We start from the raw sequence: 20791 nt of genomic DNA, 5'->3' as shown, positions 1-20791 counted from the left end.
ATTTTTTTCAATGATAACGAAAAAATCAACCATGGAAAGCGGGGGGACAAACGTGCTGCTCGATCATATTCATCAGCCTGAAGATTTGAAGCATTTGACAACGGAACAGCTGGAGCAATTGGCGGCGGAGATTCGCGAGTTTCTTGTCGAAAAGCTATCGGTCACAGGCGGACACCTCGCACCAAACCTTGGTGTTGTCGAGTTAACGATTGCGCTTCATTATTTGTTCGATAGTCCTGACGATAAATTTATTTTTGATGTGGGCCACCAATCGTACGTCCACAAAATTTTGACGGGACGGAAAGACCGGTTCGATACGCTGCGCATGTACAAGGGATTATGCGGCTTTGTGAAACGCTCCGAGAGTGAGCACGACGTATGGGAAGCGGGTCACAGCAGCACGTCTTTATCGGCGGCGATGGGCATGGCCGTTGCGAGGGATTTGAAGAAAGCGAGCAACCGGGTCGTTGCCGTAATCGGCGACGGTGCGCTGACCGGAGGGATGGCGCTTGAAGCGCTCAACCATATCGGTCATGAGAAGCGCAATCTGATGGTTATTTTGAACGACAACGAGATGTCGATCGCACCGAATGTCGGGGCGCTGCACAATTATTTGGGCCGCATCCGTTCGGACCGGCATTACGTCAAGGCGAAAGAAGAAGTCGAATATTTGCTCAAGAAAATTCCGGCGATCGGCGGCACGCTGGCCAAGACGGCCGAGAAGCTCAAAGATTCGTTTAAATATTTGGTTGTTCCCGGCGTGTGGTTCGAGGAGCTCGGGTTTACGTATCTCGGGCCGGTTGACGGGCATAACTTGCCTTTACTGCTAGAAACGCTGAAACAGGCCGACAAAGTGATCGGACCTGTGCTTGTGCATGTCATCACGCTGAAAGGCAAAGGGTACTCCCCGGCAGAGGCCGATTCGCAGAACTGGCATGGCGCCAGCCCGTACAAGATCGAGTCCGGCAAAATGATCAAAGCGGTCGGGCCTCCGATGTATACGGAAGTGTTCGGCAATACGCTCATCGAGCTGGCCCGACAGGACGAGCGCGTCGTGGCTATTACGCCGGCGATGCCATCGGGCTCGGGGTTGATCAAATTCGCGAGCATATTCCCGGAACGCATGTTCGACGTAGGGATCGCCGAGCAGCATGCGGCCACGTTCTCGGCCGGACTCGCTTCGGAGGGACTCAAGCCGGTGTTCGCGGTGTACTCCACCTTCCTGCAGCGTGCCTACGACCAGGTGGTTCACGATATATGCCGGGCCAATCTGAACGTGGCGTTCGCGATTGACCGTGCCGGCTTCGTCGGACCGGATGGGGAAACGCATCAGGGCATATACGATATTGCGTATCTTCGCAGCATTCCAAACTTGACGCTGATGATGCCTAAGGATGAGAATGAGCTAAGGCATATGATGAAGACCGCAGTCGATTATAACGACGGGCCGATTGCCGTCCGTTACCCGCGAATTAGCGGCCTGGGCGTGTCAATGGATGAACCGCTCAAGTCGATTCCGATCGGGACGTGGGAAGTGCTGCGTCCGGGAGAGGATGCGGCGATCCTCGCGGTCGGACCGATGATTCCGGTAGCCCTGGAAGCGGCGGAACTGATGGCCAAGGAAGGCGTCGGCGTGCGCGTCGTCAATGCCCGTTTCATCAAACCGATGGATGAGGCGATGCTGCTGCAGCTGGCGAAGGAAGACCTGCCGATGATTACGCTGGAAGAAGGCGCACAGATGGGCGGCTTCGGCAGCGGCGTCATGGAATTTTATTCGAGTCAAAATTTGCACGGGATGCGGGTCAAAATTATCGGCGTTCCCGATTATTTCGTCGAGCATGGCTCCGTAGCCGAGCAGCGACAGGAAGTCGGCTTTACGTCGGAGCGGCTCGTGGCCGAATTGCAAGCGTTAGTCCCGCGCAAAAGACAGCGGGCGTAAATAAGGTTAGGAGCTATTCATGGTTATGGCCGGAGATAAGGCGGAAAAAGAAAGACTGGATGTATTGCTCGTAGAGCTCGGGCATTTCGAAACGAGGGAAAAAGCGAAGGCTGCGCTGATGGCGGGGCTGGTGCTTGTCGACGATGAGCCTGCTGACAAGGCGGGTACGAAAATATCGCGCAATGCCCGTATTCAAGTGAAAGGCGCGGTTCACCCTTACGTGAGCCGCGGCGGATTGAAGCTAGAAAAGGCGCTCGATACGTTTCAAATCGAGCTGCAAGGCGCCGTCATGCTCGATATCGGGGCGTCGACGGGCGGCTTTACGGATTGCGCGCTGCAGCGCGGCGCGATTCATGTGTATGCCGTCGATGTCGGCTACAATCAGCTGGACTGGTCGCTGCGCAAAGACCCGCGCGTCTCTGTCATGGAGCGGACGAACTTCCGTTACATGCAGCCGGGCGATTTGAAAGGGCCTCAGCCTTCCTTTGCCTCCATCGACGTTTCCTTTATATCGCTGAAATTGATTTTGCCGCCGCTGAAGGCGCTGCTTGCTCCGGGAGGCAAAGTCGTTGCGCTGATCAAGCCGCAGTTTGAAGCGGGACGGGACAAAGTGGGCAAATCGGGCGTGGTCCGCGATTCGGCTACGCATAAGGAAGTGCTGCAAGCGATTTTGGCGTTTGCTGCGGAAATCGGCTTTGCGGTCAGAGGATTAACGTTCTCCCCGATCAAAGGCGGAGAAGGGAATATTGAATTTTTAACTTGCCTGGAGCTTTCCGATGAGCCGGGTTGGGACGATGCAGCCATTGAAAAGGCCATCGATACAATCGTCGAAGCATCGCAAAATATGAACAACTCATCTGTCTAGGATGAGTTTTTTTGCCTTTTTTAGAGGAGATTGGGCGGTTTGGCTCGAATAGGTAGGTTGAGGTGATTCCATGCAAAGCGGGGATGGATTCGTTATTTTTTTGATCGTACTCCTGATCGGCGCTTGGCTTTACTTTTATATTCGCGCGCAAATGCGCCGCACGGTCGGGCAGACGGCGCCTTTAGACTCGATTGAGGAAGAAGACGTTCCGGAAGACGATGTGACGGTGCTGCTCGAGGAGGAAGGGTATCGGCTCGTATGCGGCAGGAAACGAATACCGATCACGATTTCTGTCAACGATGAGGAAGAACTGCACAGCCGCTTGTATATCGATTATATGGTGGAGAAGGACGGCTTGTATTACGCCGTAAAGCTCTCCCGCGATCATAAGCCTTTGGAGATTTCGGGAAGCGCTATCCGCGACCGGCTGCTCGTCTATCAGCTCGCCTACCCGCAAACGTCCGGCGTGCTTTACGTCGACATGCTGGAAAATCACATCGATCGTTTCATGTTTGTGTTGGACGATGCGAATGACTAAACCGCAGGATTGACATACCAGGGAGGATATCATGAAGGCCCAGCGACATATTAAGATTAGAGAAATCATCACCCATGGAGAGATCGAAACGCAGGACGAGCTTGTGGAACAATTGCGCGCTGCCGGGTTTCACGTCACGCAGGCGACGATTTCAAGGGATATTAAAGAAATGCATTTGATCAAGGTGCCGCTCGATGACGGCAGGTACAAGTATTCGATGCCGGCCGATCAGCGGTATAATCCGATGCACCGGCTCAAGCGGGCGCTGAATGATCATTTTGTACATATCGATTATACGGAAAATCTGGTTGTGCTCAAGAGCCTTCCCGGCACGGCGAACGCCATCGGTGCGCTGATCGACAGCCTGGAATGGAATGAAATTATGGGGACGATTTGCGGCGATGACACAATCCTCATTATATGCCGCAATAAAGAGCACAGCGGGCACATCGTGAGCCAAATTTTAGGAATGCTCAGCTAAATGATTAAAGAGGTGTCGTTATGCTTCAGGAACTGTCTATCCGCCATTTGGCGGTGATCGAGCAGTTGGAACTGCATTGCAAAGACGGATTTCACGTATTGACCGGTGAAACGGGCGCCGGCAAATCCATTATCATTGATGCGCTCGGATTGATTGCCGGAGGACGCAGCTCCTCCGATTTGGTGCGCTATGGGAGCGATAAAGCCACGATCGAAGCCTCGTTCCAAGTCGGAGCGGATCATCCGGTCTGGACAATTTTGTCGAGGTTGGGAATAGAAGGCGACCCGGAGGAGCATCTTATTATTCGCAGGGAAATTACGGCTCAAGGGAAAAGCGCCAGCCGGATTAACGGGCAAATCATCAATTTGGCGATGCTCAAGGAAGTCGGGGAATGCTTGGTAAACATTCACGGCCAGCATGAGCACCAATCGCTGTTTAAAGTGGAAGAGCATGTGCGCTGGCTTGATTTGTTCGGCGATGCGCAGATCGGCCCCGTCAAAAAAGCGTATCAGGCGGCGTACGATGCGTACCAGTCGATACGCAAACAAGTGCGGGAGCTTCAGGAAACAAGCAAGCAAGCGCTGCAAATGATGGACTTATATCGTTTTCAGGTAGAGGAAATTCGATCGGCCAAGCTGAAGCCGGGGGAGGATGAGCAGCTCGCGGAGGAGAAGCGTAAGCTTTCCGGCGCTGAGAAGCTGTTCCGGAACGCGGCGGATGCATATGACCTGCTGTATGGCAGCAAGGGGCTGGACGCGATCGGCCGCGCCGCGCAGAAGCTGCAGGATATTGCCGCTATCGATCCGGCCAAGCTGCAGCCGCTCGCGGAGCAGGTGAATAACGCTTTTTATCAGCTGGAGGACGCGGCTTATCAAATTCGGGACTACCGGGATGAAATCGAGTTTAATCCCGCTCGTCTAGACTTCATCGAGCAGCGGCTCGACTTGATCTCGTCGCTTCGCCGCAAATACGGGGAGAATGTCGCCGATATTCTAGCTCACGTCGAGAAAATCGAACGGGAGCTCGACTTGATCGAAAACAAGGATGAGAAGCTGCAGCAGCTGCAGAAGCAAGAGGTGGCTGCCATCCATGAGCTGCAGCAAAAGGCGGGCGAGCTGACCGAACAGCGGCGTCTCGTCGCCGACCGGCTTGCTTCGGAGATTGTTACGGAGCTGCGCGAGCTTCATATGGAACGAACGCAATTCAAAGTGCAAATGGACCCGCTGAATGTACATAAAATGACGCGCGACGGCGCCGATCAAGTGGAATTTCTCATTTCCGCCAATCCCGGAGAGCCGATGCGTTCGTTAAGCCGAATTGCCTCGGGCGGCGAAATTTCCCGGGTCATGCTCGCGCTCAAATCGATTTTCGCGAGAGTAGACCGCATTCCCGTGCTTGTCTTCGACGAGGTCGATACGGGGGTTAGCGGACGCGCCGCGCAGGCGATCGCGGAGAAAATGTCGAAGCTGTCCCGCGGCTGTCAGGTGTTCTCGATCACTCACTTGCCGCAGGTCGCCTGCATGGCGGATGTTCATTTCCGGATTCATAAAATGACGGATGGAGAACGCACTTATACGCATATTGACGATTTGAGCGAGGAGGAGCGAATTCATGAGCTTGCACGGATGCTCGGCGGCGTCGAAGTGACCGATAAAACGCTGCAGCATGCGCAAGAAATGCTCGCGCTGGCGCATGATAAGAAGACGACGCTCGGTGCCGTACTGTAGGGGTGGGAGCATTTTGGAGTTATAAAAGCGGAGGTCGGGGGTTACCTTAAAGGTACACAAACGGCGGTTAAGCCTTACGGCGCAAGGCCCGAAAGCTTCTGCATCCGGAAGCCGGGCCGTTGCCCAACGTAATTTTTACAATTAATCCGGCTGCCGCCAAGCCAAGGAAGCAAGGGAGCGTGAGCGAATTGAGTTCCAACCAGAGAAAAAGATTGATTGGATTAATGCTCGTCCTCTTCGTTTGTTTGGGTTGTTTGACCACCCCTTTCCGAAGCTTTGCCTCATTCCCCGAGGAACTCCGGTTATTCACCGGACAGCAGACCCGATTGCAGCTTGCAATGCCGGTCAGCGCGCAAGTGAGCGTAAACCACCCGGAAATACTCAAAGTCAATGGCGTGGCGGAGCACTCATTTCAAGTCGATTTGACTCATCCCCTTTCACTCGAATCGTATCAGGCTGGACAAGCGGAAATGAAGTTGAAGCTTTTCGGTAAAATTCCGTTAAAAACCGTAAAAGTGAATGTCGTCCCCGACTTGAAAATCATTCCGGGAGGGCAGACGATCGGAGTTAAGCTGAAATCCGCGGGAATTATGGTTGTCGGTCATCATTTGGTTGCCGTATCGGATGACAAAAAAATTTCTCCCGGCGAGGAAGCCAAAGTGCAGCTGGGTGATCTGATCATGAAAATGAACGGCACGCCGGTGAACGATGTGAGCAAGGTGGCCGATCTGGTCAAGGCGGCGGGCGAAAGCAAGAAGCCGATTGTCCTGACTGTCGTTCGCAACAATGAAACGATCGAAATTCCGATCACGCCGGCGTATGATGTGACGGATAAAGCATACCGTCTCGGCTTATACATCCGCGATTCCGCGGCAGGCGTAGGGACGCTGACATTTTATGCCCCGGATCAAGGCGTGTACGGCGCGCTCGGTCATGTGATAACCGATATGGATACTCAGACGCCGATCATCGTCGGCGACGGAGAGATCGTTCATTCCAACGTCACGTCCATCTCCAAAAGCCAGAACGGCGAGCCGGGAGAGAAGCGGGCACAATTTTCCAAGGAAAGCAAAGCGATTGGAAATATCGAGAAAAATACGCAGTTCGGTATATTCGGCAAAATGTTCAATGCCCCGGATCATGCACTGATCAATAAAGCTTTGCCGGTCGCCTTTGCGGAAGACGTAAAAGAAGGGCCGGCGCAAATTTATACGGTGGTCAATGGACAGAAGGTCGAGAAGTTTGATATTGAAGTGGTTCATGTAGCGAAGCAGGATTATCCCGCGACCAAGGGGATGGTTATCAAGATAACCGACCCAAGACTGCTGGATAAAACCGGAGGCATCGTTCAGGGCATGAGCGGCAGCCCGATTGTGCAGAACGATAAAGTTATCGGCGCTGTGACTCATGTTTTCGTGAACGATCCGACCAGCGGCTACGGCTGTTTTATCGAATGGATGCTGCAGGATGCCGGTATTATGCTGCGCACGAGCGGCACGCAGGAGGCAAAAGAACTGAAGGCGAGTTAACCTTCAGTTTTTTTATTTACTTGGTGGAATTCAACTGGTTTTGTCGAATAATGTATTATATTGGATAGAAATATTCATTATAAATTAAAAATAAAAAAAAATCCAGAAAAATAATATTCGACAGAAGGAAAATTATGCTCTATGTCGAAATTATATTATAGGTAAAAAATGCTAATGATTTTTGTTGTATTCGAAGGAGGAGCTTAACGTTGCAAACCATTGAAGTTCTATTAGCAGACGACAACCGGGAGTTTACGAATTTATTATCCGAATTCATCGACGACCAGGACGATATGCGGGTAACTGGGATTGCTTATAACGGGAACGACGTTCTGCGCCTAATAGAGCAGAGCCAGAAAGTGCCCGATATCCTCATCTTAGATATTATTATGCCTCATCTGGACGGTTTGGGCGTTCTTGAAAAACTGCGCGAAATGGATCTGAATCCGCAGCCGAAAATCATTATGCTGACGGCATTCGGACAAGAAAACATTACGCAAAGAGCCGTTCAGCTCGGTGCATCTTATTACATATTGAAGCCGTTCGATATGGAAGTGCTGACAAACCGGATTCGCCAGCTTGTCGGTTCGAATCAGTCGATGCCGATGGTTTCCAGCTCAAATTCGATGAAGGCGAACGTCGTTCAACTGCCGAAAGGCAAAAATCTCGACGCCAACATTACGACGATCATTCATGAAATTGGCGTGCCAGCGCATATCAAGGGGTATCAATATTTGCGCGAGGCCATTACGATGGTTTATAACAATATCGAAATTCTCGGCGCGATTACCAAGACGCTCTATCCGGCCATTGCCGAAAAATACAAAACGACGCCTAGCCGCGTCGAACGCGCCATCCGCCACGCGATCGAAGTCGCCTGGACCCGCGGCAACATCGACAGCATCAGCCACTTATTCGGATATACGATTAATATATCGAAAGCGAAACCGACGAATAGCGAATTTATCGCGATGGTGGCGGATAAGCTGAGAATTGAGCATAAGGTGTCGTGAAAGGGTAAGGAGTAAGCATAGAAGTACCCGATCAAGTCCGCTAAATCGAGACGATTTAGCGGGCTTTTATTTTTATTTTCACGCCAACGTGGTATGCTGGAAAAGAATGCAACAACAGGATGATATGCGAGCCGGAGGTACGAGAAGGATGAAGAAAATCATAACGTTTGTGCTGGTGCTGGCGCTCATTGCCGCCGCTTTATACCAGGACTGGTCTCAAGGAAAGCAAAATCAGGTGCTGGCGCTCTATGAAATCAAGGCCGCTTTTGTACAGGCAGGTATTCCGCTTGTGGAAGTGCCGGACTCTACGTATTTTACGCTGTACGGCAAAGAACCGTTTATGCTGGAAGCGGACGGAAGCGCTTTTGCTGTATATGTCTTCAAATCTCCGGAGTCGATCGCCCGAGCGATGGAAGATTTCGAAGCGCAGACCGTGAATGTGAAAGCGGTATTATCCGAAATCTATAAGGTGAAGAACGTACTCATTTTTGAAGCCAGAGATTTGAACGAGCCCAGCGAGAAAGTGCAAAAAGCGATAGAAAGGCTGATGGCTTCTTGACGGCAGCGAAAAAATACCGCTCCCACTAGGAAACGATACCGTTTCAGCCATGCATAGAAAATGAGAATGGGGTCCAAGCCCGTGATGTGGGGAGCTGCTATCATTTATGCCGGTCATTCGAACCGAACTATATATTCGCGCGCCTGCCGCGCTTTGCTTCGATCTGGCCCGCAGCATCGATATACACGCCCGCTCGACGGCGCAGACGAGAGAAAAGGCCGTTGCCGGCGTCACATCGGGGCTGATTGAGCTTGGTCAATCCGTCACGTGGGAGGCTGTCCATTTTGGAATCCGGCAGCGGCTTACAGCCCAAATTACGCAGTTCGATCGGCCGCGGTATTTTGTTGATGAAATGGTCAGCGGCGTGTTCAAGCGATTTTGGCACAAGCACGAGTTCATCCCCGCTTCCGAAGGGACGCTGATGATCGATGTGTTCGATTATACATCGCCGCTGGGCCTACTGGGGCGCATGGCTGACAAGCTGTTTTTACAACAATATATGGAACAATTCCTTGTCCGGAGAAATGAATATATGAAGCAGGTCGCAGAACAAGCCGCTAGAGATCACACAACCATGCTGTAACCGGTTACTTAATCAATCTAGGGATCCGACTTGAATAAGGATCGGTTGAAGGAGCTCCACTTCGATTCAGTGTCCTTGCTTTCCTTGCAGTAACCGACATGATAATTATCGCTTCCGATGCGGCTGAAGCCTGTTTTGAATATTTTTTTCGCAGTGTGGATCGGTTCCACCTTTTCGCAAATAAAGCAATAATAATATAAATCGTTCTTCATGAAGAAGCTCCCTTAACGTATAGTTACATCCATATTATAAAATAAATACCATTTGTCCAGTGGTAATATATTACTTTTTTATTTTCGAAATGGCAATTCATATTGGAAAAATAATTCCATACAAGCATAGCAAAAGCCGGGTACGCTTTACGCACCCGGCTTGTTTTTTTTGCTGCCGCTAAGGACGAATGTCACACTTGTTCTTGATGAAACGGATTTGGTTTTCGAGGCGGTTCTGCTGTTCTTGCCCATCTTCGCCCGAAGCCTGCAATGACTGCAGCTCGTCCTGCAACTGCTTGAGGTCATTGCCCGCATGGGAGCAATCGTAGCTGCTTTCCAAGTTGTCGATCATGGAACTGCACCTCCGTTGTGGAATGAAATCATCTGTTAGTATGAATCCTTGCGGTTGAACTATGCCGGGAAGCCGAAAGCAAATACAGGATAGACGGGCAGCCCTGATGCATGCACCTATACGGTTTTGGTTACGTTAAGAACAGTACATCGAATCGGGGTTGAACGTCACGATGACCATGACCAAGTTGAGCTTATCCCGGAATACCAAGAAGTCGATCAAGGGGATTGTGCAAGCTGATCGAAGCACGAAAAGGCTGCTTCGTCGCATTAGACCCGGGGCGATCGCCGTCATTGCCCACGATGATTTGGACGAGCTTGCCGTTCGCGGTTTAGTGCAGGCCAAGGTCAAAGCTGTCGTCAACGCCGGTCGGACGATGAGCGGAAGGCTGCTTTCAACCGCCGTGCTGCCTTTGCTGGAGCAAGGAATCCCATTGTTTGAAATCGAGACGCAGCATTTTGCGTATTTTCATGAAGAAGACGAAATCGCCATCGGCGAGCACGGCATTCTGCTGGCTTCCGCCTGGATTGCCGCCAAGCGCTTCGTTAGGGAGGATTGGCATCGGGCGTACCAAGCCGCAAGAGCGCAGGAGACCGCTTGCCTTGCCGAGTTTGTCGACAATACGCTGCTTCACGCTGAGCAGGAGAAACATTATATGCTGGAATCGATCGAATCTACGCAGCTGGGGACGCGTTTGGAAGGTCGGTCGGTCGTTATCGTTGCGCGCGGGACAAATTACATTGAAGATTTGGCCTGTCTGAAGTTTTATATTGCCAGCGTTAAGCCGATCCTGATCGGCGTTGACGGAGGAGCCGACGCGCTGATCGAAGAGGGCTACACGCCCGATATGATCGTCGGGGATATGGACAGCGTCTCTGACCGGGCGCTGCGCTCCGGCGCCGAACTGATCGTTCACGCTTACCGGGGCGGAGCCGCTCCGGGGCTGGCGCGCCTTGAGCGGCTCGGATTACAGGCTCAGGTGCTGGCCGCGGGCGGAACGAGCGAAGATTTGGCGCTGCTGCTGGCGTACGATCATCAATGCGAGCGGATGGTAACCGTTGGCCTGCACAGCCATCTGCATGATTTCGCAGCGAAGGGACGAAGCGGGATGGGCAGCACGTGGCTGGTGCTGATGAAGGTCGGAAGCCGGCTTATCGACGCCCGGGGCTTCAGCACGCTGTATCCGTATGTAGCGCAGGCGGCACGATCTGTTCCTGAATCTTCATACTCCGGTAAGAGAACGGTATCCCGAGCCTTGCTGGAGCTATGCCGCCGCTTGATTATTTTTCCGCGGAAGGAGAGAAACATCCATGGCGCCGCTCATTTCCGTCATCATTCCCGCCTGGAATGAAGAAGATAGGCTTCCTGGTACGCTGCTGGCTATCGAACGCGCATGCCGCGCGCGGAGTGACATGCGCTGTGAAGTCATCGTCGTCGATGACGGCAGTACGGACGGTACGGCTGCCGCTGCGCTGCCGCGGGCCGATCGGGTACTGCAAATGCCCCGCAACCAAGGCAAGGGAGCGGCGATGCATGCCGGCTGGCAAGCCGCTTCGGGAAGCGTCATCCTGTTCCTGGATGCGGACCTGGGGGAGACAGCCGACCAATTCCCGCGGCTGCTGGAGCCGCTGCTCCGCGGGGAAGCGGATCTGGTCATCGCCATGCTTCCTCCTGCAGTGAAACGCGGAGGCATCGGGCTGGTGAAGAAGCTGGCGAAGCATGGCGTGCAAGCCTTATGCGGATTGACGCCAGCGGCTCCCTTGTCGGGCCAGCGCGCTGTTCGCCGGGAAGTGCTGGAACGCTGCGGGCGTCGCTCGTTCCAGGGCTTTGGCGTTGAAGTCGGGATGCTGATTGATACGGTGAAGATGGGGTACCGGGTAAGCGAGCTGGAAGTGCCTTTTGCCCACCGGGAAACGGGCAGAGATTGGCGCGGATGGCTGCACCGGGGCAAGCAATGTTTGGCCGTCGGACGGGCCTTGTGGCGCTGCTGGAGGAAGCCGGTATGCTGATCAATGCAGGTTTGACGGTCATACTGCTGCTATCGGCAGGCGGGCTGGTGCTGCCGGGATTTTTGCGGTTCATGCGTGAGCATCGGCTGGTTGATGTCAATTACCGCGGTGAAGCGATTCCAACGGCCTGCGGTTTATTTCTGCTTCTTCTGCTGCTCATGAGCTATATGCTGCAAAAGCTGACGGGATGGGCGACGCTTCCATCGGAGGCGGAGTTTGTGCTGGCTCTGGTAGGGGTTGGCATGGCCGGGCTGATCGATGATTTGATCGGAGACCAAAAGACGAAGGGCATTGCGAATCATTGGAAAGCATGGCGCCAGCGGGGCGTGCCGACGACGGCGGTTGTCAAAGTGGCGGCTGTCGGAGCGGCCGGCTTGATGATAGGTTCCGAAGACCAGCCGTTAACGACTCTTCTGCTGCTGCAAGTGCCGCTGCTGCTGCTGACGACCAACGCGGTCAATTTAATGGATGTTCGACCGGGGAGAGCGCTCAAATTTTACTATTTACTGCTCGGGCTGCTGTTGGGAGCGGCCAGCTTCGGCTCCGGCGCATCGCATGCTTGGAACTCTCAGATGGGATGGACTACTGTATTGCCGGTCACGGTCGCTGCTGTGCTGCTGACGCATGGCGATATGAAGGGGCGGCTAATGCTTGGGGACACCGGGGCCAATCTGCTCGGTTTTACCGCAGGCTGCGGCTGGGTGGAGTATGCGCCGGAGGCTGCGCAATTAGCGCTGCTGCTGCTGCTTCTGGGACTGCACGGATTGACTTGGAGACGTTCGCTGACCCGTATGATCGAGAAGAGCCGCTGGTTAAGCTTCATCGACGGGATCGGCCGGAATCGAATGTGAGCGGGAGTTAAGCGGGTGGAGGCAGGCATGCGGCAGCGGCCTACCTCCTTTTGCGTTTGCGGAAGCGGGGGGCGACATAATTGCGCTTGCGGTCGCGAAAAAAAGTCCAGCCGCCGATGAAAGCAACACCGGCGCCAAACAATAGGAATCCGGCGATAAATTTGCCCCAGGGGAAGCCGCTGGCGGCCGTGGCCGGATCAAATACGGTGAAGAGCGAGTCTTTCATGGCGAGGAAGCCGTACGTCGCGGAGATGCCGGGCACGACGAGCAGCAGAATGGCGACAAAACGGGAAACGATCGCTTTCATAAGTGCTCCTTCATGTACAATAGTTCGATCCTACGTTACCATAAAATTATAACGAAATCATTCTATTTCACAAAATGGACTATATTTCTGCGGGCAAATAAGGTTAAAATAAGAGAATCATAGAGGGCAGGAGGAATCGAATACTATGACCCAAGCATATGATGTGATCGTGCTCGGTGGAGGAATCGGCGGCTACACGGCGGCCATTCGCGCCGCACAGCTCGGCAAGAGCGTGGCGATCGTCGAACAGGACAAGCTGGGAGGCACCTGCTTGCACAAAGGCTGCATCCCGAGCAAGTCGCTGCTCCGATCGGCGGAAGTATACGCCCTGATGAAAGACAGCCGGCGCTTCGGCGTCGAGGCGGATCAAGTCCGTATCGATTTCGGTCAAATCATGAGCCGCAAAAGCGCCGTTGTGGAGCAGCTTCATAGCGGTCTTCAATATGTAATGAAAAAAAATAAAATTACCGTTTACCGGGGCATCGGCAGAGTCATCGGACCTTCCATCTTTTCCCCGCGCAGCGGAACCGTATCGGTCGAGCAGGAGGACGGCGAGATCTTGACGCTGGTGCCGGAACGGCTCGTTATTGCAACAGGCTCCCGGCCGCGAACGATCCCGGGGCTGGAGCGTGACGGCGAACGGATCATGAACAGCGATGATGCGCTTGTGATGGACCGCCTGCCGCAATCGATCCTGATTATCGGCGGCGGTGTCATCGGCGTGGAATGGGCTTCGATGCTGAGCGATTTCGGCACGGAGGTTACGCTGATCGAATATGCGCCGCGGCTTGTTCCAGGCGAAGACGAAGATGTATCCCGCGAGCTGGAGCGGCTGCTCAAAAAACGCGGCGTCAAGGTAATGACCGGTGCCAAGGCGATGCCCGAAACATTGGAGAAGCATGAATCCGGCGTCATCTTGACGGTGGAACATAAAGACCGGCAAGTGCCGTTAACCGTTGAGCGTGTGCTCGTATCGGTCGGGCGGCAGGCAAACATCGAAGGTATCGGTATTGAGAACACCGACATCAAAATCGAGAACGGCTATATCCGCGTGAACGATGCGATGCAAACGGCGGAGCTTCACATCTACGCCGTCGGCGATTGCATCGGCGGGCTGCAGCTTGCACATGCCGCCGCTCATGAGGGAATCATCGCCGCAGAACATATGAGCGGTCTGGAGCCGCATCGGTATGCGCAGCATCAAGTGCCGCGCTGCATTTATTCACGCCCGGAAATCGCCAGCGTCGGCTGGACGGAGGCGCAGGCGAAGGAGCGGGGGCATCAGGTCAAGACGGCCAAAGTGCACTTCAAGGCACTGGGCAAAGCGCTCGTTTACGGCGACAGCGACGGCTTCGCCAAGGTGATTGCCGACAAGGAAACGAACGACCTGCTCGGCGTTCATCTGATCGGCCCGCATGCGACCGATTATATTGCGGAAGCGGCGCTGGCGCAGCTGTTGAACGCGACGCCGTGGGAAGTGGGGCAAACGATTCATCCGCATCCGACCTTATCGGAAATATTGGGAGAAGCCATGCTGGCCGTGGACGGCAAAGCGATCAGCATATAAAAATTGTGTTCATAATCGAAACCGATTATAATATACATAGTGCTAAGTATTAGCACCAGGTATTAAAGTTTGGTTATAAAATGAATGCAGTGGATCGATGCCTATTTCCATGTAAACCAGAGGAGGCGCTGCCCCATGTCCGTCGGACAACGATTGAAGCACAGACAGCTCGGATTGACAGATGAGCAGGTCATCGAGATGTATACCTATATGCTGAAAGCGCGAACCTTCGATGAGCGAAGCTTTGTTCTGCAGCGATCCGGCAAAATCGCTTTTCATGTATCCGGGATCGGGCAGGAAACGGCTCAAGTGGCCGCCGCTTATGCTTTGAATAAAGAAAAGGACTATTTTCTTCCTTATTATCGAGATTACGGATTTGTGCTTACGGTCGGCATGACGATGCGGGAGCTGATGCTGTCGGTTTTCGCCAAGGCGGAAGACCCGAACAGCGGCGGCCGGCAAATGCCCGGTCATTTCAGCCACCGGAAGCTGAACATCGTCACGGGCTCGAGTCCCGTGACTACACAAGTGCCGCATGCGGCCGGCTTTGCGCTCGCAGCCAAGATGAAGAAGCAGGAGTTCGTATCGTTCGTCACGTTCGGCGACGGTTCCAGCAATCAGGGCGATTTCCACGAAGGCTGCAATTTCGCCGGCGTTCACAAGCTGCCCGTCATTTTGATGTGCGAGAACAATCAGTACGCCATCTCGGTCCCGCTTCACAAGCAGGTCAGCGGCAGCATCGCGGAACGAGCCATCGGCTACGGTTTTCCCGGCGTCAAAGTGGACGGCCGGGATGCGCTTGAAGTATACCGTGTGGTGAAAGAAGCGCGGGAACGTGCAATTCGGGGCGAAGGCCCTACGCTGATCGAAGCGGTGATGTACCGTATCCCTCCGCATTCCACCTCCGATAACGATATGCTGTATCGCACCAAGGAGGAAGTCGAAGAGAACAAGGCGAAGGACGGGCTGCTCGCGTTCCGCCAATATTTGTTCGATTGCGGGCTTTGGAGCGAAGCGCAGGATGCCGAGCTTGCGGCGGCCCTGTTGGAAGAGGTCAAGGAAGCGACGAAGTATGCCGAGCTCGCGCCATTCCCTGCGCCGGAAGATACGCTTCGGCATGTATATGCGGAAGAAGGGGAGGTATAACATGGCTGTCATTACATATTTGGAAGCGATTCGCACCGCGATGATCGAGGAGATGCAGCGGGACGAGAACGTATTCGTTCTCGGCGAAGACGTCGGCAAAGGCGGCGTCATGAACGCCACCAAAGGCTTGCGCGACCAATTCGGCGAGGAACGCGTCATGGATACGCCGCTTGCGGAATCCGCCATTGCCGGCGTAGCGATCGGCGCAGCGATGTATGGCATGAAGCCGGTGGCCGAGATGCAGTACGCCGATTTTATTTTCCCGGCGACCAACCAGATCATTAGCGAAGCGGCGAAAATTCGCTACCGCTCCAATAACGACTGGAGCTGCCCGATCGTCATTCGGGCGCCTTACGGAGCGACCGGCGGCGGTGCGCTGTACCATTCGCAATGTCCGGAATCGGTCTTCTTCGGAACGCCAGGACTGAAAATCGTCGCCCCTTCGAACCCGTACGATGCCAAAGGCTTACTCAAAGCAGCGATTCGCGACGCGGACCCGGTGCTGTACTTCGAGCATAAGAAATGCTACCTCGGCGTAACCGGCGAAGTACCGGAAGAGGATTATATCGTTCCGATCGGCAAAGCCGACGTGAAGCGGGAAGGCAGCGACATCACCGTCATTTCGTATGGACTGACAGTGCAGTATGCGCTTCGGGCGGCGGAGGAGCTCGCCAAGGAAGAAGGCATCAGCGCGCATATTCTCGATCTGCGGACGCTCCAGCCGCTCGATACGGCGGCGGTGCTGGAAGCGGCAGGCCGAACGGGCAAGGTGCTGATCGTTCACGAGGACAACAAAACGGGCGGTGTCGGCGCGGAGGTGTCTGCACTGATCGCGGAAGAGCTGCTGTTTGAGCTGGACGCACCGATCATGCGGTTGTGCACGCCGGACATTCCGGCCGTAGGAATGAACCCGCCGATGGAGAAGTTTTTCCTGCTCAATACCGATAAAATCAAGGACGCCATGCGCAAGCTGGCGCTGTTCTAGGAGGGGACGAGATCATGGGCGAAACAACGGGCGGAACGGAAGTGACCGTTCCCCATTTGGCGGAAAGTCTCGTGTCCGCCACGGTGGCCAAATGGTTAAGGCAGCCGGGCGACTATGTCGAGCAGTACGATGTGCTGTGCGAGCTGATTACGGATAAAGTAACGGTGGAGATGCCCTCGCCCGTAGAGGGACGGATCATGCGGCTGCTGGTGGAGGAAGGAACGACGGCTGCCGTTGGCGAAGCGATCTGCATCATTGCGGAGCCGCAAGCGGAGGCCAAGACGTCCGGGGCTCCGGCGGGGGACGCAGTTGAATCGGTGTCTGCGGAAGGACCGGCGGTGACAACCGGCGGACCGATGCAAGGAAGATATTCGCCGGCCGTGCTGAAGCTTGCCGCCGATCACGGCGTCACGCTGTCGAAGGTGAAAGGAACGGGCTTGGGCGGACGCATTACGCGCAAGGACGTGGAACAATATATTGCAGCGGGGCCGGGTCAGGACAAAGGGGCCGTAGCCTCGCAGCAGCCGGTGGACGAGGTCAACCGGATCGCTTCCGCGGCCGCTGCAGAGCAGGGCGTATTCGTGTCTGCGCCGCCGAAAGTGCCCGTCCGCTCGACAGGCATTCACTTGTCGCAAAACCCGCCGCTGCCGAATATCGAAGTGATCGGGCAGCCGCTGGAAGGTCGCGGCGAGTACTTGATGGACGTTACGCCGATGCGCAATGCGATCGCAAGAAATATGCGGCAAAGCAAAACCGAAATTCCGCACGGCTGGATGATGATCGAAGTCGACGTGACCAATCTGGTGCTGCTTCGCAACAAGCTGAAGGGCGAATTTATGAAGCAGGAAGGCATCAACCTGACCTACTTGGCCTTCTTGCTCAAAGCGGTCGTCAACGCGATCAAAGATTATCCGATCATCAACTCGGTGTGGGCCGTCGATAAAATCATTGTCAAACGGGACATTAACATTTCGCTTGCCGTCGGCACGGAGGATTCGCTCGTCACGCCGGTCATCAAAAACGCCGACCAAAAAAATATTGCCGGCCTCGCGCTCGAGATCGACAAGTATTCGCGGAAAGCGAGAGCGGGCAAGCTGACGCTCGATGATTTGCAGGGCGGCACATTCACGGTAAACAATACAGGATCGTTCGGTTCGATCTTGTCTTACCCGATCATCAACTATCCGCAAGCGGCCATCTTGACGTTCGAATCGATCGTCAAAAAGCCGGTCGTCATTCAGGATATGATCGCCGTAAGATCGATGGCGAACTTATGCTTGTCGCTGGATCACCGAATTCTTGACGGCGTCATCTGCGGGCGGTTCATGCAGCGGGTCAAGGAAAACCTGGAAGCGTACAATCAGGACACGAAGCTTTACTAACGTAACGGCTTGTCCTAAATAAACAGATTGACCGTGAATAGCAGCGTGGATAACACCATCGAAGCGATCATCACGTAAATGATAATTTTAAAAATCAGTTTGTTCTGCATGCGTTTCAGCTCCTCTTCATGGTAATACTTATAGTTGGGCGATCGGAAAGTACGGTGGGAACCGGAATTCGTCCTTCGGCCATTTTGCGAAAAAGCTTCGAGCAGCATCGAATGCGCTCTGTCGTTGGGACAGAACATCGATACAGAAGCTTTTTCTTTTCTATATTAACTCATGCGGCATATTGGAGGAAAGCTTATGATACAGCAAACTCGTTTGGTAAATGAATTTTTGGAGCTTGTGCAGATCGACAGCGAGACGAAGCACGAGCAGGAGATCAGCCGGGTACTGAAGCAGAAGTTTACGGAGCTGGGTCTGAAGGTAGAGGAAGACGATTCGGCGGCCGTGACCGGGCACGGTTCGGGCAACTTAATCTGCACGCTGCCGGCAACGTCGTCGAAGCCGCTGAAGAAGCTGTTTTTCACTTCCCACATGGACACCGTGACGCCGGGCAAAGGAATTAAGCCGCAGATCGGCGAGGACGGATATATTCGCAGCGACGGCACGACCATTCTGGGCGCCGATGACAAAGCGGGGCTCGCCACGATGATCGAGACGATTCGCGTGCTGAAGGAAAATAACGTCGCGCACGGCCAAATCCAGTTTATCATCACTGCGGGCGAAGAGATGGGCTTGCGCGGGTCCCGCGCCATGGACGCCAAATGGATGGACGCCGATATGGGCTTTGCGCTCGATTCGAACGGCAAAATCGGCGACATCGCCGTTGCCGCGCCGACGCAAGCCAAACTGTACATTACGTTCTGGGGACGTTCCGCGCATGCCGGCGTTAATCCCGAAGACGGCATCAGTGCGATTTCCGTCGCGAGCAAAGCGATTGCCCGCATGCCGCTCGGCCGCATCGATAACGAGACGACGGCCAATATCGGCCGGTTCGAGGGCGGCGTCGAAGGCGCGACGAACATCGTCGTCGAGCGCGTGAAGCTGGAAGGCGAAGCGCGCAGCATCGTCAACGAGAAAATGTACACGCAGGTGGAGAAAATGCGTCAAGCTTGCGAAGAAGTCGCCCAAGAGATGAGCGCGAAGGTGGAATTCAAGAGCGACGTCATTTACCCCGCTTACATGCATGACGAATCGTCGCCGGTCGTACAACTGGCGATGAAGGCGCTGACGAAGGTCGGCTGCACGCCGCGGACCTTCCATACCGGCGGAGGCAGCGATGCCAATATGTTTAACGGTATGGGCATCCCGACGGTCAATATGGCGATCGGGTATCTGGACATTCATACAACGAAAGAACGCATCGCCATAGCCGATCTGGTGAAAACGACCGAGGTGGTCGTCGCCATCATCAACGAAGTGGCGAACGGATCATAAGATATGCTGCTTCCCGTCATCAGTCGCTGATTGTATTTGCTGCGATTACGATGCGGCGAAGCAGTATTTTTTTGCAAAGAAGGTGGTTCCCGTAGGCATCCAATGGCAAACAGGCATCGTCATAGAAATCGTCGCAGCAGGTGAGAAGCTGCAGGAGATCGTGCTGGAGACGGCCGACGGCGACCGCTGCCGCGCATATCACGATCTGACCGCGTTTGCGCCGCTGCGGCCGGGGGACGAGGTGCTGGCGAATACGACGGCGGTCGCGCTCGGCCTCGGAACCGGCGGCGCGCACTTTGTGCTGGCCCCGCTGGCACAGGTGCATTCCGGCGGCGGGCCGCTGCCGCCCGGGCACATTATGAAGCTGCGCTATACGGCGCTGCAGCGAGCCGTGCTGGCGGTAGAGGAAGCGGATAGCGGCATGCAGGAGAAGCTGGCCGGCCGCAGCACGCTGGAACGAATGCCGGTTCTGATCGGCGAGCTGCACAGCATGCTGCCGGCTGCCGTGGCGTGGCTGCGCTGCCGCAACGATGGCAAGCAGCCAGTACGGATCGCCTATATTATGACCGATGGCGCGGCACTGCCGATCGCGCTGAGCCGGCATGTCGATCGGCTGAATGCGCTCGGCTGGCTGGCCGGAACGATTACCTACGGACACGCGTACGGCGGCGATCTGGAGGCCGTGAACAAATATACGGCGCTGCTGGCTGCGAAGCATGTGCTCGAAGCGGACATCGCGATTGTGACGATGGGACCCGGCATTGTCGGAACGGGGACGCCGTACGGATACACCGGCATCGAGACGGGAGAGCTCGTTAACGCCGTATCCGCGCTTGGCGGCATTCCCGTCTTCATGCCGAGGGTTAGCTTCGGCGATGCCCGGGAGCGCCACCGCGGCTTAAGCCATCACTCGATCACGGCGCTGAAGACGGCGGCGCTCGCTTCGGCGGCAGTCCCGCTGCCGCTCTTGTCCTCGCCGGAACAAGCAGATATACTACGGGACCAGGCCGCATCGTCGCGGATCGCGGACAAACACCGGATCGTCTGGCGCGAAGCGCCTTCGCCCGATCGCATGGAAGCGGCTCTATGTGCCTACGGCGCCGCGATTACTTCGATGGGAAGAGGATGGCGCGACGATCCGCCGTTTTTTGCAGCCGTCTGTACGGCAGCGGATGAGGCGCTCGCCGGGCTGGCTGCGACTCGTCCAGCGCATGGCGCAGAGGGATAAGCTCCAGCGCCGAAGCGTCTTTTCTGCGCTTTCCATGCATAAGTTCGTATAATGTAATATCTGCAGGCGCCGCAT

The 20791-nt window shown here is 54.8% G+C and carries 22 protein-coding genes; 18 read left to right on the top strand and 4 right to left on the bottom strand.

The window, feature by feature from the left end; translation table 11 throughout:
• Positions 1 to 31 precede the first annotated feature (31 nt).
• The 9 genes from dxs to KXG62_RS07495 all read left to right on the top strand — a co-directional run bounded on the left by dxs (position 32) and on the right by KXG62_RS07495 (position 9234).
• Positions 32 to 1939, top strand: coding sequence for a 1-deoxy-D-xylulose-5-phosphate synthase (gene dxs, locus KXG62_RS07535; protein ID WP_218091311.1), 1908 nt, complete (start codon positions 32 to 34; stop codon positions 1937 to 1939).
• Positions 1940 to 1964: 25 nt separating this feature from the next.
• Positions 1965 to 2804: a TlyA family RNA methyltransferase gene (locus tag KXG62_RS07530; protein WP_218091369.1), complete on the top strand. Its 840-nt coding sequence runs from the start codon at positions 1965 to 1967 to the stop codon at positions 2802 to 2804.
• A gap of 70 nt (positions 2805 to 2874) precedes the next feature.
• The gene (locus tag KXG62_RS07525) at positions 2875 to 3342 is read left to right on the top strand and encodes a hypothetical protein (protein WP_218091310.1); all 468 of its coding nucleotides are present in this window, start codon (positions 2875 to 2877) and stop codon (positions 3340 to 3342) included.
• A 31-nt stretch (positions 3343 to 3373) separates the two neighbouring features.
• Positions 3374 to 3823 (top strand): transcriptional regulator AhrC/ArgR, encoded by a 450-nt coding sequence (gene ahrC / locus KXG62_RS07520; protein WP_281426663.1) that lies wholly within the window; start codon positions 3374 to 3376, stop codon positions 3821 to 3823.
• 20 nt (positions 3824 to 3843) lie between these two features.
• On the top strand, positions 3844 to 5550 hold the full coding sequence (gene recN / locus KXG62_RS07515; protein ID WP_218091309.1) for a DNA repair protein RecN: 1707 nt from the start codon (positions 3844 to 3846) through the stop codon (positions 5548 to 5550).
• A gap of 188 nt (positions 5551 to 5738) precedes the next feature.
• Positions 5739 to 7079, top strand: coding sequence for a SpoIVB peptidase (spoIVB, locus tag KXG62_RS07510; RefSeq protein ID WP_281426674.1), 1341 nt, complete (start codon positions 5739 to 5741; stop codon positions 7077 to 7079).
• A 209-nt stretch (positions 7080 to 7288) separates the two neighbouring features.
• Positions 7289 to 8092, top strand: a complete 804-nt coding sequence (spo0A, locus tag KXG62_RS07505) for a sporulation transcription factor Spo0A (RefSeq protein ID WP_218091307.1) — start codon at positions 7289 to 7291, stop codon at positions 8090 to 8092.
• Positions 8093 to 8240: 148 nt separating this feature from the next.
• Positions 8241 to 8651, top strand: coding sequence for a hypothetical protein (locus KXG62_RS07500; protein ID WP_218091306.1), 411 nt, complete (start codon positions 8241 to 8243; stop codon positions 8649 to 8651).
• Between the two features lie 106 nt (positions 8652 to 8757).
• Positions 8758 to 9234 (top strand): SRPBCC family protein, encoded by a 477-nt coding sequence (locus KXG62_RS07495; protein WP_218091305.1) that lies wholly within the window; start codon positions 8758 to 8760, stop codon positions 9232 to 9234.
• A gap of 17 nt (positions 9235 to 9251) precedes the next feature.
• Here KXG62_RS07495 and KXG62_RS07490 read toward each other — a convergent pair whose 3' ends face one another.
• The gene (locus KXG62_RS07490; RefSeq protein ID WP_218091304.1) at positions 9252 to 9446 is read right to left on the bottom strand and encodes a hypothetical protein; all 195 of its coding nucleotides are present in this window, start codon (positions 9444 to 9446) and stop codon (positions 9252 to 9254) included.
• 178 nt (positions 9447 to 9624) lie between these two features.
• Complete coding sequence (locus KXG62_RS07485) at positions 9625 to 9798, bottom strand: DUF2524 domain-containing protein (protein ID WP_218091303.1); 174 nt, start codon at positions 9796 to 9798, stop codon at positions 9625 to 9627.
• 172 nt (positions 9799 to 9970) lie between these two features.
• Here KXG62_RS07485 and steA point away from each other — a divergent pair, with 172 nt between their 5' ends.
• The 3 genes from steA to KXG62_RS07470 are packed head-to-tail and all read left to right on the top strand — an operon-like array spanning position 9971 to position 12658.
• Entirely contained in the window at positions 9971 to 11149 is a 1179-nt protein-coding gene (steA, locus tag KXG62_RS07480; RefSeq protein WP_218091302.1) for a putative cytokinetic ring protein SteA, read from the top strand.
• Positions 11109 to 11807, top strand: coding sequence for a glycosyltransferase family 2 protein (locus KXG62_RS07475; protein ID WP_218091301.1), 699 nt, complete (start codon positions 11109 to 11111; stop codon positions 11805 to 11807). The genes steA and KXG62_RS07475 overlap by 41 nt, the downstream gene beginning before the upstream one ends.
• Positions 11753 to 12658, top strand: coding sequence for a hypothetical protein (locus KXG62_RS07470; RefSeq protein WP_218091300.1), 906 nt, complete (start codon positions 11753 to 11755; stop codon positions 12656 to 12658). The genes KXG62_RS07475 and KXG62_RS07470 overlap by 55 nt, the downstream gene beginning before the upstream one ends.
• 40 nt (positions 12659 to 12698) lie before the next feature.
• Here KXG62_RS07470 and KXG62_RS07465 read toward each other — a convergent pair whose 3' ends face one another.
• Positions 12699 to 12965, bottom strand: a complete 267-nt coding sequence (locus KXG62_RS07465; RefSeq protein WP_218091299.1) for a DUF2627 domain-containing protein — start codon at positions 12963 to 12965, stop codon at positions 12699 to 12701.
• A gap of 145 nt (positions 12966 to 13110) precedes the next feature.
• Between KXG62_RS07465 and lpdA the strand changes: the two genes are divergently transcribed.
• The 4 genes from lpdA to KXG62_RS07445 all read left to right on the top strand — a co-directional run bounded on the left by lpdA (position 13111) and on the right by KXG62_RS07445 (position 18045).
• Positions 13111 to 14532, top strand: a complete 1422-nt coding sequence (gene lpdA / locus KXG62_RS07460) for a dihydrolipoyl dehydrogenase (RefSeq protein ID WP_218091298.1) — start codon at positions 13111 to 13113, stop codon at positions 14530 to 14532.
• A 135-nt stretch (positions 14533 to 14667) separates the two neighbouring features.
• A complete protein-coding gene (locus tag KXG62_RS07455; RefSeq protein WP_218091297.1) occupies positions 14668 to 15678 on the top strand; it encodes a thiamine pyrophosphate-dependent dehydrogenase E1 component subunit alpha in 1011 nt (336 codons plus the stop codon).
• A gap of 1 nt (position 15679) precedes the next feature.
• Complete coding sequence (locus KXG62_RS07450; RefSeq protein WP_218091296.1) at positions 15680 to 16663, top strand: alpha-ketoacid dehydrogenase subunit beta; 984 nt, start codon at positions 15680 to 15682, stop codon at positions 16661 to 16663.
• Positions 16664 to 16677: 14 nt separating this feature from the next.
• Positions 16678 to 18045 carry a dihydrolipoamide acetyltransferase family protein gene (locus KXG62_RS07445; RefSeq protein WP_218091295.1) on the top strand — a complete coding sequence of 456 codons (1368 nt, stop codon included), beginning with the start codon at positions 16678 to 16680 and terminating at the stop codon, positions 18043 to 18045.
• A 14-nt stretch (positions 18046 to 18059) separates the two neighbouring features.
• Here KXG62_RS07445 and prli42 read toward each other — a convergent pair whose 3' ends face one another.
• The gene (prli42, locus tag KXG62_RS07440) at positions 18060 to 18155 is read right to left on the bottom strand and encodes a stressosome-associated protein Prli42 (protein ID WP_218091294.1); all 96 of its coding nucleotides are present in this window, start codon (positions 18153 to 18155) and stop codon (positions 18060 to 18062) included.
• Between the two features lie 196 nt (positions 18156 to 18351).
• Between prli42 and KXG62_RS07435 the strand changes: the two genes are divergently transcribed.
• Positions 18352 to 19488 (top strand): M20/M25/M40 family metallo-hydrolase, encoded by a 1137-nt coding sequence (locus KXG62_RS07435; RefSeq protein WP_218091293.1) that lies wholly within the window; start codon positions 18352 to 18354, stop codon positions 19486 to 19488.
• Positions 19489 to 19570: 82 nt separating this feature from the next.
• Entirely contained in the window at positions 19571 to 20716 is a 1146-nt protein-coding gene (locus tag KXG62_RS07430; protein WP_218091292.1) for a DUF3866 family protein, read from the top strand.
• Positions 20717 to 20791 lie beyond the last annotated feature (75 nt).

Origin of the sequence: Paenibacillus solanacearum (assembly GCF_910593845.1) — a bacterium.
In the GTDB taxonomy this organism is placed as follows: domain Bacteria; phylum Bacillota; class Bacilli; order Paenibacillales; family NBRC-103111; genus Paenibacillus_G; species Paenibacillus_G solanacearum.
The sequence above is the reverse complement of the archived record's forward strand: the minus strand, read 5'-3'. Positions and strand labels throughout refer to the sequence as shown.